The sequence below is a fragment of the Streptomyces mayonensis genome, assembly GCF_018982965.1.
In the GTDB taxonomy this organism is placed as follows: domain Bacteria; phylum Actinomycetota; class Actinomycetes; order Streptomycetales; family Streptomycetaceae; genus Streptomyces; species Streptomyces mayonensis.
Genome location: NZ_JACBYP010000020.1, coordinates 23,989 through 38,335, shown reverse-complemented (window position 1 = coordinate 38,335; position 14,347 = coordinate 23,989). Strand labels below are relative to the sequence as shown.

Genomic DNA, 14,347 nt, shown 5'->3' with positions numbered 1-14,347 from the left:
GCCCTCCGTCGGCCGCGGTGCCGGGCGGGGGCCGGGAGTCACCCCGTGGTGCCGGAGGAGGACGAGCTCCCCGCCGGACCGTCCGACGGGTGCCGTCCGGTGGTGAGGGGGCCGAGGGCGGCCAGGAAGTCGTCGAAGGCCCGGTCGGCCCGCGCCGCGTCACCCGTGGTCTCGAGGTCCATGATGAGACCGCGGACGACCGCGAGGACGAGGGTGCCGAGTTCGGGACGGCCGACGCTCCGCATGCCGTCCTCCAGCGGTTGCAGCCAGTCCGTGGTGGACTCGCGGCGAAAACCCGGCCACAGCCGCTGCTCGGCGTCCTCGCGGAGCCTGCCGAACATGCTGAGGTAGGGGCGGCCCGCCGGGCCCGTCATGACCTGCCAGGCACGTCGCAGCGTGGCCGGATAGGGCTCGCCGGTCCGCGGGGAGAGCAGTTCCCCGAAGAAGTCGCGCTGGCGCCGCCGCGCCCGGCCCAGGATCTCCCGCAGCAGTTCGTCCCGGGTGCCGAAGTGGTAGATCAGCATCCGGGACGAGGTACCGGACGCCACGGCCAACGGCTCGAGGCGGTCGGGCAGTCCGTGCGCGAGCGCGTGGTCCACGCAGGCGTCGAGGATCCGGCCGCGGATCTCGGGCTGCTTGTGCCGTCCCATCGCCGCACTTTTTCACGTAATTCTCGGTACGTCTACCGTTGGCCACAGGGGGCCGGAGCCCCGGATCTCCGGATCGCCGGATCAATGGAGGAAGAGATGCGTGTGGTGTTCGTCCACGGGGCGTGCGTGCGTGACGGGTCGTGGTGGTGGCACCGGGCCGCCGCGGCCCTGGCGGAGCACGGCATCGGCAGTGTCGCTCCGGCCCTGCCCAGTTGCGGTGAGGGCGACCGGCCGGCCGGACCGCGGGGCCCCGGGCTCCCCGAGGACGTCACCGCGGTGCGCGCCGTCCTGGACGAGAAGGACGAGCCGGTCGTGGTCGTGGCGCACAGCTACGGGGGCATCGTCGCCGCCGAGGCGGCGGCGGGCGCCGGGACGGTACGTCACCTGGTGCTCGTGTCGAGCTACCTGCCCGAGCCCGGCGAGTCGCTGTCGACGTTCGGCGCCGACACGCCACCGCCGTACCTGAACTTCGACCCCGACGGCGGCACGTTCACCGCACGGCCGGAACTGTTCACCGAGACGTTCGCCCAGGACTGTCCGCCGGACATCGCCCGCCGGGCCGCGGCCCTCCTGGTCCCGCAGACGCTGGCGGTCACCCAACAGCCCGTACGTGCGGCCGCATGGCACAGCCTGCCCACGACGTACGTGGTGTGCACCCAGGACCGGGGCACCCCGGTGGCGGCGCAGCGCGAGTTCGCCCGCCGCGCCGACGACGTCGTCGAGGTGGAGGCCGGCCACCACCCGTTCCTGTCCCGGCCGCGGACCGTCGCGGACGTCGTCACGAGTCTGCTCTGAGCACGGCAGCAGGTACGGCAGGAGGGGCGCAGGCGTCGCTCACCGCGCCGGGAGTTCACGTCAACATGGCATGCTGGCACCTGAGTTGATGTTCGGGGGTCTTGGAGGGGGAAGAATCGGGTGGAGGCCTTCTCGGCGTTGCGGGCGACCGACCCGGAGCAGGTCGGGCCGTACCGGCTGCTGGCCAGGCTCGGTTCGGGCGGTATGGGCAGCGTGTACCTCGGGCGGTCGCCCACGGGCCGAACGGCCGCGGTCAAGGTCGTCCGGCCGGATCTCGCCGAGGAGACCGGCTTCCAGCGCCGGTTCGCCCGGGAGGTGACCGCCGCACGCCGCGTGAACGGCGCCTTCACCGCCGGAGTGGTCGACGCGGACCCGGCCGGAGCCCCGCCGTGGCTGGCCACGGAGTTCGTGCAGGGCACGGCGCTCGGTGCGGCCGTCGAGGCGCACGGACCGTGGCCCGTGAGCCACGTGCTGCGGCTCGGAGCGGGCCTGGCCGAGGCGCTGACGCAGATTCATGCGGCCGGTGTGGTGCACCGGGATCTGAAGCCGTCGAACATCCTCCTCGCATCGAACGGGCCCCGGGTCATCGACTTCGGGATCTCGGCCGTCAGCGAGGCCACCGCCCTGACGCAGACGGGCACGATCGTCGGCACCCCCGGCTACATGTCCCCGGAACAGATCACGGGCGCGGGGACGGGTCCCGCCACGGACGTCTTCGCCCTGGGAGCCGTACTGGTGTACGCGGCCACCGGCAACGGGCCGTTCGGAAGCGGCGCGTCGCACGCCGTCGCCTACCGCACGGTGCACGAGCCGCCCGCCCTCGAAGGCGTCCCTGCGGCCCTGCGCGACCTGGTGGAGTCCTGTCTGGAGAAGGACCCCGGGCGGCGCCCCGCCGTGGACCGTCTCATGGCGGACGTGCTCTTCCGGGCCACCGGAGGCGTCGGCGCGAGGCCCTCCGCCCCTGACGGCGACTGGCTGCCGGCGCCGGTCGCCCGGATGCTGCCGCAGGCCGGCGGCACGCTGCCGTTCCCCGGTCCGGCAGGAATTGCGGGGACGGCAGGCCCGGCGGCGACGGCAAATCCGGCAGAGACTGCAGGCCCGGCGGGGACTGCAGTCCCGGCAGGCCGGGTTCTGCCGCAGCAGCCGACCACGGCAGGCGTCGCCGCTCCAGCCGGGCCGGGCGCCGCGGGCACGACACAGGTCGCTCCGCCCTCGGGCCGGGCCACCGGACTCCCGCGACGGCGCGCCCTGTTCGGACTCGCCGGTGCCGCCGCCGTGGCGGGGCTGGGTGCCGGAGGCTGGCTCTCCGGCCTGGGCCGGGCCGACACCGGCGACGGACCCGCTGCCGGTGGCGGCCCGTCCTCGCCACGGCCCGGCACCCTCCGCTGGAAGTCGTACGCCGTCGCCGACGCGGACGACGAGACGGCCGACGACGGGACGGCGAACCTCACCGTCGTCCAGGGCCTGCTCCACGTGGCCGGACGCACCGCCCTGTACGCGCTGTCCACGGCCAACGGCACCAAGAAGTGGACCTACGCTCCCGGCAACAAGTGGGAGTGGCTCAATCCCGCGGTCGTCGCGGCGGGCAAGACCCTCTACCTCGGCGTCGACGGGACCGTCCACGCACTGCGCGCCGCAACCGGCGAGAAGCTGTGGGTGCAGTCCACGGCCGGCGACCAGGCCCACCCGACCGTGCGCGGCGAGGCGCTCTACACCGTCAGCGTCGACGCCGAGGGCAGGGGGTACCGGCCGCACACCTGGCTGTACGCGGCCTCCGCGAAGACCGGCACCGAGAGATGGAGCCAGGAACGCGACCAGGACCAGACGCCGGTGACCGTGGTGAACGGCACTCTGTACACCGGCCTCGGGGGCGTGCTCCGCGCCCTGCGCCCCGGTACCGGCGCCGTGCGCTGGCGGTTCGACACCGGCGGCCGCTCCCTGTACGCCCCGACGGTCGGCAACGGCACGGTCTACGTCAGCGGCATCGGCCCCAGTCTGACCGAGGGCGCCGTGTACGCCGTGTCCGCGGCCACCGGGAAGAAGCTGTGGGAGTTCCGCGAGAAGGACGCCGTCTTCGTACCTCCGGCGACGACCGGCAAGACCGTCCTGGTCAGCAACCTGATGGCCCCGAAGCAGCACACGCTGCGCGCGCTGCACGCGAAGACCGGCGAGGTGGTCTGGGAACGCCGCCTCGCCGACGACTACCTCACCCGTGCCGTCGCGGCGGACGGCACCGTCTACGTCGTCGGTGACGGCGTCCTGTACGCGCTGCGTGCCGACACCGGCGGCACGGTGTGGCAGTACGCCACCAAAACGGCCGTCCACGCGACACCGCTGGTCCACGGTGGCACCGTCTACCTCTCCAGCTACACCGGCAAGGTCTACGCGATACGGGCCTGAGGGCCTGCCGCCGGCGCCGTGGGCCCGACGGCAGGCCGGCGAACGGTCCGGTCAGCGCAGCGCGCCGTCGTCGTGGACCACACGGCCGCCGATGACGGTCGCCCCGACGGACAGTGAGCCGATCCGCCGCGGGTCGACGGCCAGCAGGTCGTCCGAGAGGACGGCGAAGTCCGCCAGCATGCCGCGGGCGAGCCGTCCCTTGCGGTCCTCGGCGTGCTCGGCGTAGGCGGAGCCCACCGTGTACGCGTACAGCGCCTGTCGGGCGGTGACCGCCTCGGCCGGTGCCAGGGGAGCGCCGGCGGCGGTGCGCCGGTTGACCATGTCGTGGATGCCCAGCAGGGGGCTGCCGTGCGCGACCGGCGCGTCGCTGCTGCCGGGAAGCACGGCTCCGGCGTCCAGGAGGCTGCGCATCCGGTAGCAGCGGGCGGCGCGCTCGGGACCCAACGCGGTGATCATGCCGTCGCCGATCTCGGAGACGAAACGTCCCTGCGGTACGGGGACCACACCGCTGCCGACCAGGCGGCGGACCTGTTCGTCGGAGGCGACGGCGAAGTGCTCGATGCGGTGGCGCGCGTCCGGGCGCGGATGCGCGGCCTGGGCGGCTTCGAAGGCGTCCAGGACGACGTCGATGGCCGCGTCGCCGATCGCATGGGCGGCGACCTGCCAGCCGCACCGGTGCGCCTCGGTGATCATGGAGTGCAGGCGGTCCTCGTCGAACAGCAGGAAGCCGGAGTTGCCGGGCTCGTCGTGGTAGCCGCAGCACATGTGCGCGGAGCGGCCGATCAGCGAGCCGTCCGTGGCGATCTTGGTGGCGCCGATCTTCAGGCGGTCGTCGCCGAATCCGCTGCGCAGCCCCGTGTCGAGTCCGAACCAGGTGTCGCCGCCGCCGACGGGTCCCGCGTCGTGCAGGACGGTCATGTAGGGCATGACCGTGGTCCTGATGGTCAGCGCGCCTTCCTCCACGGCGCGGTGGAAGGCGTGCAGATCGGCCGGACCGTGCCCGACGTGGTCGGCCGCGGCGATGCCCGGTTCGGTGACGCTGGTGATGCCCTCCGTCACCCCCTTGTCGTTGCCGGCCGCGATGGCAGCCACGATCGAGTCCACCGGGGTGGGGCGGAACGCCCGGGTGACCAGGTGCTGGGCCGTCTCCTGGAGCAGGCCGGCCGCCCGGCCGTCGGCGTCGCGCTCCACGTGCCCGCCGTCGACGTCGGGGACGCCGGTGCGGGCGGTGAAGCCGGCGCGGGCGAAGGCCGCCGTGCTGGCCACGCCCATGTGGCAGGACACGTGCTCCAGCCACACCGGGCGGCCCTTCGCCGCCTCGTCCAGGGCCTCCGCCGTCGGGTGGGCGCCGATCTTGTTCTGGTCGTAGCCCGCGCCGAAGAGCCACTCGTCGGGGCCGAGGCGGGCGGCCCGTTCGCGTACCGCCGTGTAGAGGGCGTCGAGGGTCGGGACGGCCCGGGCGTGCAGGTCGAGCTGGAGGAGCCGGCGGCCGCGCATGCTCAGGTGCTGGTGGGCGTCGTTGAAGCCGGGAACGGCGGGAGCCCCGTGCAGGTCGTGGACACGGTCGGCGGTGCATCCGGCGACGTCGTCGTCGAGGCCGGCGACGCGGCCCCCGAGGACTCCGACGGTGCGGGCGGTGGGGCGGTCCGCGTCGAGCGTGGTGAAGCGGCCGTTGGTGAACAACGCGTCCAGGTGCATGAGGGTCCTAGTGAAGAGGGGTACGACGGGTGGCGACGGGTGGCGAGGTCGCGGTCAGGCGACGGTGGGCAGGCCTTCGGTCTCCCGCGCACCCGTGCCCTCCGGGTCGCGGTGGCCGGCGCGGTACCGGGCCAGGCCCAGTACGCAGACCGTGGTCAGCAGCAGGAGGGTGATGTAGTAGCCGACCACCGGCCAGTGCCCGCCGCCCCGGTTGAGCAGCCACTGGGCGATCAGCGGGGTGGAGCCGCCGATGACGGTGCTGCACAGCTGGTAGGCCAGGGACACTCCGGTGTAGCGGACGCGGACGGGAAAGGCCTGCGACAGGAAGCCGGCCAGCAGCGCGTAGTAGCTGCACCCGGTCAGCACGCCCAGGGCGAGTCCGACTCCGATCAGTGTGCTGTCGCGGGTGGCGATCAGCAGGAACATCGGCACCGCGACGAGGATGTTGGCGATCAGGGCGCCCGCCATCAGCCGGACGGCGCCCACGCGCTGGGCCAGCAGCGCCGCGAGGGGCTGCCACAGGAACTGCAGGACGGCGAGGACGAGCAGGATGTCGAGCATGGTCTGCCGGTGCACGCCCAGGTCGCTGGTGGCCCAGGACAGGACGAAGGTGTTGGTGAAGTAGGCGGAGGAGATGCCCATGGCGCTGGCGCCGACACCGAGCAGGACCAGGGGCCAGGAGGTGCGCAGCAGTTCGACCACGGGGATCTTCGGGGTGGTGGCCTCCTGCCGCTTCGCGGCCTGGAAGTCGGCGGACTCGGGCACCTTCAGCCGGATGACCAGACCGATGGCGACCAGGAGGGCGGAGAGCAGGAAGGGCACGCGCCAGCCCCACGACATGAAGGCGTCGTCGGGCAGCCGGCCCACGGCGATGAAGACGAGGGTGGCCAGGATCGATCCGGCCGGTGACCCCTGCTGCACCCACATGCCCGCGACGCCGCGGCGCTTGTGCTCGGCGTTCTCGGTGGCCATCAGGACGGCGCCGCCCCATTCGCCGCCGACCGCGATGCCCTGGACGGCCCGCAGCAGCACCAGCAGGATCGGTGCGGCGACGCCGATGCTCGCGTGGGTGGGCAGCAGGCCGATGAGGGTGGTGGCGGTGCCCATCAGCAGCAGCGTGGTCACCAGTACGTTCTTGCGTCCCACCCGGTCCCCCAGGTGACCGAAGATCAGGCCGCCGAGCGGACGGGCGAGGAAGCCGACCCAGAAGGTGGCGAAGGCCGCGAGGGTGCCGGTGGCGGCGTCGGCACTCGGGAAGAAGAGCTTGCCGAACACGAGGGCGGTGGCGGTGCCGTAGATGTAGAAGTCGTACCACTCGACGGCGGTTCCGACGAACGACGCCGTGGTGGCGCGTCTGGCGTTGGGGCCGGCGGAGGTGTCGGTCTGGGGCATGGTGAACTCCGGGGATGAGCGGCGGTACCGGTGGATTCGACCTGTGCGCGACGCGAGGGAGTCGAGGGACCCTGCGCTGACCGCGGCACTGCGGGTGCCCGTTCGAACGGCGTTGTCCGGTCGGCCACAGTCTCGTAGCCGAGAGGCCATACGGTCCAGTACCTTCTGAGCTGTACTCCCATACGCGCGAGGCATGACGGATCCGCGACCGGGCACGGCGGGTCCGCGACCGGGCACGGCGGATACGCGACCGGGCACGGCGGATACGCGACCGGGCACGGCGGATACGCGACCGGGCACGGCGGGTCCGCACGAGGGATGACGGAGGGGCGATGGAACTGCGGGTGCTGCGGTACTTCCTGGCCGTGGTCGACACCGGCTCGATGACGGCCGCCGCCGCGCGCGTGCACGTGGCCCAGCCCTCCGTCTCCCGGCAGTTGCGCTCCCTGGAGCGGGAGCTGGGCGCGGAGCTGCTCAGGCGGAGCGCGGCGGGGGTGGAACTCACGGCGGCCGGACGCCGTTTCGTGCCCGTCGCCCGCGACCTCACCCTGCGCGCGGCCCGCGGCACGGAACTGCTCAGGGCCGTCTCGGGACGGAGCGCGCTGCAGTTCCGGGTGGCCTGCCCCGCCTCCACGATCACCCACGTCATGGCGCCGTTCGTCGCGGAGCTCGGCGGCCCCTTCTCCGACGCGCGCGGGTGCGAGCCCGACCAGGTCTACGACCGGTTGACGGCGGGAGAGGTCGACATCGGCATCTCCACCAGTCCGCCGCCCGGCGGGATGGCCGCGCGGCGTCTGGGCGGCGGTCGCAGGATCAGCGTCCAGATGCCCGAGGGCCATGCCCTGGCCGCGGAGGGCGGCGACCTGGAGCTGGCGGACCTGCTCGGCCACCCCCTCATCGTCAGCGGCCGCTCCAGCGCCGTGCGCCGCACACTCGACACCGCCCTGTACGAGCAGGGCACCCCGCTGCGGCCCGCTTTCGAACCGCAGTCGGAGGCGATGGCCCAGGCTCTGGCCGCCGCGGGCCACGGCGTCTGTGTCGTCGTCGACCATCCGCAGTTCGACCTGCGCAGCCGTGTGCTGACCGTCCTGGGGCGTCCGCTGTCCATCTCCCTGTACGCCGGGTGGGACCCCGACCACTACGCGCACGCCGAGATCGACGCCGTCATGCGTGAACTGTCGGACTGGCTGACGGCCAACGACGGCGGCAGGAAGCCGGGGAGCCGCGCGGAACGTCCGAGGGCCGGGTGACGGCGGTGGGGTGTGCCGCCACGCTCTCCGGTTCGTCGGCGTGCTCTCCGGTGCACCGGCGCGCTCTCCGGTGCGCGGCGCGGGTGGAGCGTTCCGCCGGTGCTCGTGCCGGTACCGGCACCGGCACGAGCACGGGACGTGCGGGCTCAGGTTCCGGTGAGGGCGCGGACCGTGCGGGCGGGGCTGGGCCGGCCGAGGCGGGTGGCGAGCCACGCGCTGGTCTCGGCGAGCCTGCCGAGGTCGACGCCGGTGTGGATGCCGAGCCCCGCCAGCTGCCACAGCAGGTCCTCGGTGGCCAGGTTGCCGGTGGCGGACTTGGCGTAGGGGCAGCCGCCGAGACCGCCGGCGGAGGCGTCGACGGTCGTGACACCGTGCCGGAGGGCGACCAGGGTGTTGGAGAGGGCCTGCCCGTAGGTGTCGTGGAAGTGCACGGCGATGCGGTCGGCCGTCACGCCGGCGGCGGCGAGCGCGTCCAGCAGGGCCGCGACGCGCCCGGGGGTGGCGACGCCGATGGTGTCGCCGAGGCTCAGCTCGGTGCAGCCCAGCCGGAGCATGCGGGTGGCCACCGAGACGACCTGGGCCGGGGGCACCGCGCCCTCCCAGGGGTCGCCCCAGCACATGGACAGGTAGCCCCGGACGCGCATCCCGGCGCCGCGCGCACGGGCGACGACCGGGGCGAACATCTCCAGGGACTCGGCGACGGTGCGGTTGAGGTTGGCCGTGGCGAAGCTCTCGGTGGCCGAGCCGAAGACCGCGATGTCCTCCACTCCGAGGTCCAGGGCCCGGTCCAGACCGCGCCGGTTGGGGACCAGCACCGGGTAGCGCACGCCCGGCCTCCGCGCGACGCGGTGCAGCAGGTCCTCGGCGTCGGCGAGCTGGGGCACCCAGCGCGGGTGGACGAGGCTGGTGGTCTCGACGACACGGTGGCCGGCGTCGACGAGGCGCTCCACGAACTCGGCCTTGACGTCCGTCGGTACGAGTTCCGACTCGTTCTGCAGCCCGTCGCGCGGGCCGACCTCGCAGACGGTGACGCGCGCGGGGAGCCCCGGCAGCGGGTCGGTGCCGTAGTGGTTCATCCGGCGGCCTCCGGTACGTGGGCGGTCTCGATGCGGCCGGTGCGGCGTGCGGCGGCCGTGGTCGGGTTGGACGTGGCGGCCGTGCAGCAGACGACGGTGGCGGGCCGGGTGGGCAGTACCCCGACGGCGAAGCACGGCTGCGAGGTGCGTACGCGTGCGTCGACCGCACCGCCCCGTACGACGCGGGACGCCCCGCCCGCGGTGGGGTCGGAGACCCACACGCGGTCGCCGTCGGCGCGGGCGATGCCGTCCGGGAGGATGCGCCCGCCCCGGAGGCCGGCCGACGACAGGTCCGCCCACACCTGCCGTCCGGTCAGTTCGCCGTCCTCCGTCACCGTGAAGGCGGTGAGGCAGCCGCCGACCGTCTCCGCCACGACGAGCGTCCCGTCCGGGAGGACGGTCGTGCCGTTGGGGAACCGCAGGCCGTGCGCGACGGTGGCGACCGTGCCGTCGGGGTCCACCCGGGTCAGGCGGGCGGCCGGCGGATCGGCGTCGGGCCCGAAGAGCGGATCGGCGTCGGGGTTCCGCTCCAGCAGCCCGTAGAAGTCGAACCCGAAGTCCCCGACCCAGGCCCGGCCCAGGGGGTCGACGTACATGTCGTTGGCCGCGCCCGCGGTCGCGGCGGCGAGGTCGGCGTGGGTGACCAGGGTGCCGTCGGCCTCGCGGCGCAGCAGCCTGCGGTCCCTCATGGACACCACGAGCAGCCGCCCGTCGGGCAGCCAGCCCAGACCGGAGGGCTGTCCCGGCACCTCGGCCCAGCGCTCGGCCCGCCAGGTCCGCGGGTCGATCCGCAGCACCGCGTGGTCGTAGAAGTCCGAGACGTAGAGCGCGCCGTCGGGTCCGGCACTCGGGGACTCGGCGAAGTGCAGTCCGTCGAGCACGGTGTCGGCGGTGACAGGGGCGGGGGCAGGGGGTACGGCCTCTCGGCCGGACGGGGTGGTCATGTGCGACTCCATGAGCGTTGTCGGACGGGACTCGGGAACCATCGGCCTCGGGACCACAGGACTCGGACCACAGGACTCGGAGCATCGGACTCGGATCGCCGGACTCGGAGCATCGGACTCGGAGCATCGGACTCGGATCGCCGGACTCGGAGCATCGGACTCGGAGCATCGGACTCGGAGCATCGGACTCGGAACCGGGGGAACGCGGCGGCCGCCTTCGGCTGCGGTTCAGCGGCCGGCCCGCAGTTCGGCGAGGATCCGCTCGGCGTGGTCGGCACGGACCTGCCGGTCCGCGACGAGCCGGGCGACGACGGCGGGGGCCTCCTCGGCCGTCGCGCCCGCGGTCAGCGCCACGTTGCGGGCGTGCAGGGACATGTGCCCGCGCTGGATGCCCTCGGTGGCCAGGGCCCGCACCGCGCCGAAGTTCTGCGCCAGCCCGACGGCGACGACGATCTCCGCGAGGTCGGCCGCGGTGGTGACGCCGAGCAGGGCGACCGCGGCCTGCGCCACGGGGTGCAGCCTCGTCGCACCGCCCACCAGGCCGACGGGCATGGGCAGTTCGAGCGTTCCGACGATGTTCCCGTCGGCGTCCTTCTCGAACCGGGACAGCGAGGTGTAGCGCCCGTCCGGGGAGAGGGCGTGGGAGTGGGCGCCGGACTCGACCGCGCGGGTGTCGTTGCCGGTGGCGAGCACGACGGCGGAGATGCCGTTCATGATGCCCTTGTTGTGGGTGGCGGCCCGGTACGAATCGGCCTCGGCCAGCGCCGCGGCGTGCACGATGTCGTCGGCCACGGCCTGCCCGCCGAGCGCCCCGGCGTCGAAGACCGCCCGCGCCCGGGCGAGGCGGAGGTCGGCCTTGTTGGTCAGGATGCGCAGCAGCGCACGGCCGCCCGCGATCTCCCCCGCCCGGTCGGCGACCGCCTCGGCCATGGTGTTGACCGCGTTGGCCCCCATCGCGTCGCGGACGTCGACCTGGAGGTGGGCGACCACGTAGGTGCCGGCGCGGGAGGGCACCACCCGGACCGAGATGTCGCGGACCCCGCCGCCGAACTCGACCAGCTTGGGGTCCTGGGCGTCGGCCAGTTCCATCAGCTCCTCGCGCGCCTCGAGCAGCCGGACCCGGCCGGCCTCGGGATCGCGGACCCCGACGATCTGCACCTGGGCCTGCATGACCGGAGCGGTGGAGGAGGTGAAGAATCCGCCGTGGGCGCGTGCCACCTTCGCGGAGTTGGAGGCGGCGGCGACCACCGAGGCCTCCTCCGTGGCCATCGGCACGAGCACCTCCCGGCCGTTGACGACGAAGTTGGTCGCCACTCCCACGGGCAGCGCCATGACGCCGACCACGTTCTCGATCATGTGATCGGCCAGGTCCAGGCCGAGACCGTACTGCGGCGCGAAGGCGGCGAGGCGGTCCGGATCGACGCCGGCTGACTGGGCGACGGTCCTGCGGCGGTCTTCGACGGACAGGTCCCTCAGACCCGGGACACGGCTGGTGCTCGGCATACGGCCCTCCACTGCGTTGTGGTCACCGAAACCCTCGGTGCACTGGCCGACGCTAGTGCGGTCACCGGCCGCCAGGTACGGGCCGACGGCACACACCAGTGGGACACCCGCTGTACGATCGGCCCAGCATCCTCGGGTCGGGGCAGCGGTCCAAAACCGCCAAAGATCGAAGGGCGGCGTACATATGAGTTCGTCGGCAGACGGGCCGGGGCTTCCGGTCGGCACGGTCGTCTCCCTGCTGGAGGTGGCCGGTGCGGAGCGCGCGGTCGACGACGTGGAGATCAGGGACCTGCTCGCGGGCTCGGGGCTGCCGCCGGACGCGGTGGCCCGCGTCGGTGACGGTGTGCGGCACCTGCGGGCGGGCTCGGAGCGGTGGCGGCGGCGCGGGCGGGAGCTGTCCGCGCTCTCGTCGAGCGTCCGCGAGCTGGCGCAGCTCCGGGACGTCGACGTACTCCTCGAGCGCCTGGTCGAACGCGCTCATGACCTCGTCGGTACGGACATCACGTACCTGTCCGAGTTCGACGTGCGCACGCATGAGCTGCGGGTGCGCACGACCCTGGGAACGACGGCGCCGACCTTTCCCGGGCTGCGGGTCCCGCCGGGCATGGGGCTGGCCGGGCGGGTGGCGGAGACCCGCCTCCCCTCCTGGACGTCGAGCTACTTCACCATGTCGCAGGCCCCGCACGACCCGCAGATCGACGCCACGGTGGCGGCCGAGGGCATCTCCTCGCTGCTCGGTGTGCCGCTCCTGGCCGGCGACGAGGTCATCGGCGTCCTGTTCGCCGGGAACCGGATCGAGCACACCTTCTCGCCGGAGGAGATCTCCCTGCTGTCGGCCTTCGCCGACCACGCCGCCGTCGTGCTGCAGACCGCCCGGCTGCTGGCCCGCGCGCAGGACGCCGCGGACGAGACCCGGCAGGCGTACGACCAGCTCGCCCGGCACGTCGAGGCGATGGAACGGGCCAGCGGCGTCCACACCGACCTGACCGCGCTGGTGCTGCGGGGCGGTGACGCCACCGCGGTCGCCGAAGCGCTGGGCAAGGCGCTGCGCTGCCGGGTGACCATCCTCGACGCCGGCCTCGCCGTGTCCACGACGGCCTCGGGCTCCGTCGGCACCGGCACGGCCGGGGAACTCGGCGCCGGCTCCCCACGGAACACCGGCACCGGCCCGGCACGCGGCGTCAGCCCGGGCCCCGCAGGGAACGTCGGCACCGGCCCCGCACGGGACCACCACGACACCAGCCAGACAGAGGCCCCCGTCACCGGCCCGGCACGGGACACCGGCACCCGCCGCGCCCGGGACGACAGGAGCAGCAGCAACGCGCGGGACGACAACAGCGGCCCCGTACGGGACGACCCCAGCGGCCCCGCACGGGACCTCGACACCGACCCCGCACAGCGCATCGGCACCGCCCCGGCACACGCCCCCGGCACCGGAGATGCCGGGGCCCGTGCGGACGCCGTCCGCCGTGCCGTGGACGAGAGCCGCCGCAGCGGGCGCTGTGTACCGCTGGCCGAGGGCGGCAGGGAGGTCGTCGTGGCCGTGGTCGCCGGCCGGACGCTGCTCGGCGCGCTGGTGCTGGAGCAGGGCGCCGTCGAGTTCGGTCCGGTCGAGCACCGCACCGCCGAGCGCGCCGCGCAGATCACCGCTCTGCTCAGCCTGAAGCAGGACGCGCTGGCGGAGGCCGAGCAGACGGTACGCCGGGATCTCCTGGCGGACCTGCTCGCCGACGACCCGCAGCGCCGGGCGGGGGTCGCCCAGCGGGCGCAGGCCCGCGGCATCCGCACCGACCGCCTCGCCTCCCTCGTCGTGGTCTCCCTGCCGGCCGAACTGCGTCACTCGGCGGCCCGTGCGGCCGGCCGCGCGGTCGGCTCATGCGGCCTCATCGGGGAGCACGCCGACTGGGTGGTCGCGCTCACCACCGAGACCGACCCCGCCGCGGCGGCCGCCCTGGTGCACACCGCGGTGCGCCGGGCGCTCGGGCGTCCGGCGCTGGCGGTGGGCGCGGAACTGGGCGAGGTGCCGGACGGTGTCCGGGGGCAGGTCGAGGCGGCCACCGCGTGTGCGCGCGTCCTGCCGGCGCTCGGTGTCACGGACACCGCGGCGACCACCGACGAGTACCTGCCCTACACCGCTCTCTTCGGCCCCGGCGAGGCGCGGGTGGACGCCTTCGTACGACGGGTCCTCGGCCCCGTCCTGGACTGGGACGCCGAGCGGGGCGGACACCTCCTCGCGACCCTCGCCGCCTATCTGGACAACAGGCTCAGCCCGGTCGCCACGGGACGGGCGCTGCACCTGCACAAGAACACCGTGCTCCAGCGGCTCGACCGGATCGGCGAGCTGCTCGGCGAGCGGTGGCAGGCGCCGGAGCGGCTCTTCCGTATCACCGTGGCGGTCCGCATCGCCCACCTGACGGCCGCCCGGCCGGGCCCCGCGAAGCCGCTCTGAGACCCGCGCGTACCGCTCCCGCAGGGGCAGGTGGCTGACATGCGCGCCTGTTCGATGTGCCGTCCGCCCATGTGTGACCGCCAAATATGGACCGGCCGCCCATGGCCCGGGGTGACCCAGCCCACGTAGCGTCCAGGCACGGCACCGGGACCGAGAGGCGCACGCGACCTGGGTGTGCAGGCGACCGAAG

Annotated in this window: 10 protein-coding genes; 4 read left to right on the top strand and 6 right to left on the bottom strand. The window is 73.9% G+C overall.

The genetic code is table 11. The features are described 5' to 3' along the window. Positions 1-38 precede the first annotated feature (38 nt). Positions 39-650 carry a TetR/AcrR family transcriptional regulator gene (locus HZS56_RS10500; RefSeq protein ID WP_253914040.1) on the bottom strand — a complete coding sequence of 204 codons (612 nt, stop codon included), beginning with the start codon at positions 648-650 and terminating at the stop codon, positions 39-41. A gap of 96 nt (positions 651-746) precedes the next feature. Between HZS56_RS10500 and HZS56_RS10495 the strand changes: the two genes are divergently transcribed. Beyond that, positions 747-1,445 (top strand): alpha/beta fold hydrolase, encoded by a 699-nt coding sequence (locus tag HZS56_RS10495; RefSeq protein ID WP_216720463.1) that lies wholly within the window; start codon positions 747-749, stop codon positions 1,443-1,445. 120 nt (positions 1,446-1,565) lie between these two features. Further along, positions 1,566-3,845, top strand: a complete 2,280-nt coding sequence (locus HZS56_RS10490) for a protein kinase domain-containing protein (protein ID WP_216720462.1) — start codon at positions 1,566-1,568, stop codon at positions 3,843-3,845. 51 nt (positions 3,846-3,896) lie between these two features. Here HZS56_RS10490 and HZS56_RS10485 read toward each other — a convergent pair whose 3' ends face one another. Further along, on the bottom strand, positions 3,897-5,543 hold the full coding sequence (locus HZS56_RS10485) for an amidohydrolase (RefSeq protein ID WP_216720461.1): 1,647 nt from the start codon (positions 5,541-5,543) through the stop codon (positions 3,897-3,899). Between the two features lie 54 nt (positions 5,544-5,597). Continuing rightward, on the bottom strand, positions 5,598-6,935 hold the full coding sequence (locus HZS56_RS10480) for an MFS transporter (RefSeq protein ID WP_216720460.1): 1,338 nt from the start codon (positions 6,933-6,935) through the stop codon (positions 5,598-5,600). Between the two features lie 332 nt (positions 6,936-7,267). Here HZS56_RS10480 and HZS56_RS10475 point away from each other — a divergent pair, with 332 nt between their 5' ends. Then, positions 7,268-8,185 carry a LysR family transcriptional regulator gene (locus tag HZS56_RS10475; protein WP_216720459.1) on the top strand — a complete coding sequence of 306 codons (918 nt, stop codon included), beginning with the start codon at positions 7,268-7,270 and terminating at the stop codon, positions 8,183-8,185. A gap of 146 nt (positions 8,186-8,331) precedes the next feature. Here HZS56_RS10475 and HZS56_RS10470 read toward each other — a convergent pair whose 3' ends face one another. From HZS56_RS10470 to HZS56_RS10460, 3 genes are all read right to left on the bottom strand, one after another. Further along, positions 8,332-9,261 carry a hydroxymethylglutaryl-CoA lyase gene (locus tag HZS56_RS10470; RefSeq protein ID WP_216720458.1) on the bottom strand — a complete coding sequence of 310 codons (930 nt, stop codon included), beginning with the start codon at positions 9,259-9,261 and terminating at the stop codon, positions 8,332-8,334. Beyond that, a complete protein-coding gene (locus tag HZS56_RS10465) occupies positions 9,258-10,205 on the bottom strand; it encodes an SMP-30/gluconolactonase/LRE family protein (protein WP_216720457.1) in 948 nt (315 codons plus the stop codon). The genes HZS56_RS10470 and HZS56_RS10465 overlap by 4 nt, the downstream gene beginning before the upstream one ends. Positions 10,206-10,433: 228 nt before the next feature. Then, positions 10,434-11,708 (bottom strand): hydroxymethylglutaryl-CoA reductase, degradative, encoded by a 1,275-nt coding sequence (locus tag HZS56_RS10460; RefSeq protein ID WP_216720456.1) that lies wholly within the window; start codon positions 11,706-11,708, stop codon positions 10,434-10,436. A gap of 184 nt (positions 11,709-11,892) precedes the next feature. Between HZS56_RS10460 and HZS56_RS10455 the strand changes: the two genes are divergently transcribed. Then, positions 11,893-14,157, top strand: a complete 2,265-nt coding sequence (locus HZS56_RS10455; RefSeq protein ID WP_216720455.1) for a helix-turn-helix domain-containing protein — start codon at positions 11,893-11,895, stop codon at positions 14,155-14,157. Positions 14,158-14,347: the final 190 nt, after the last annotated feature.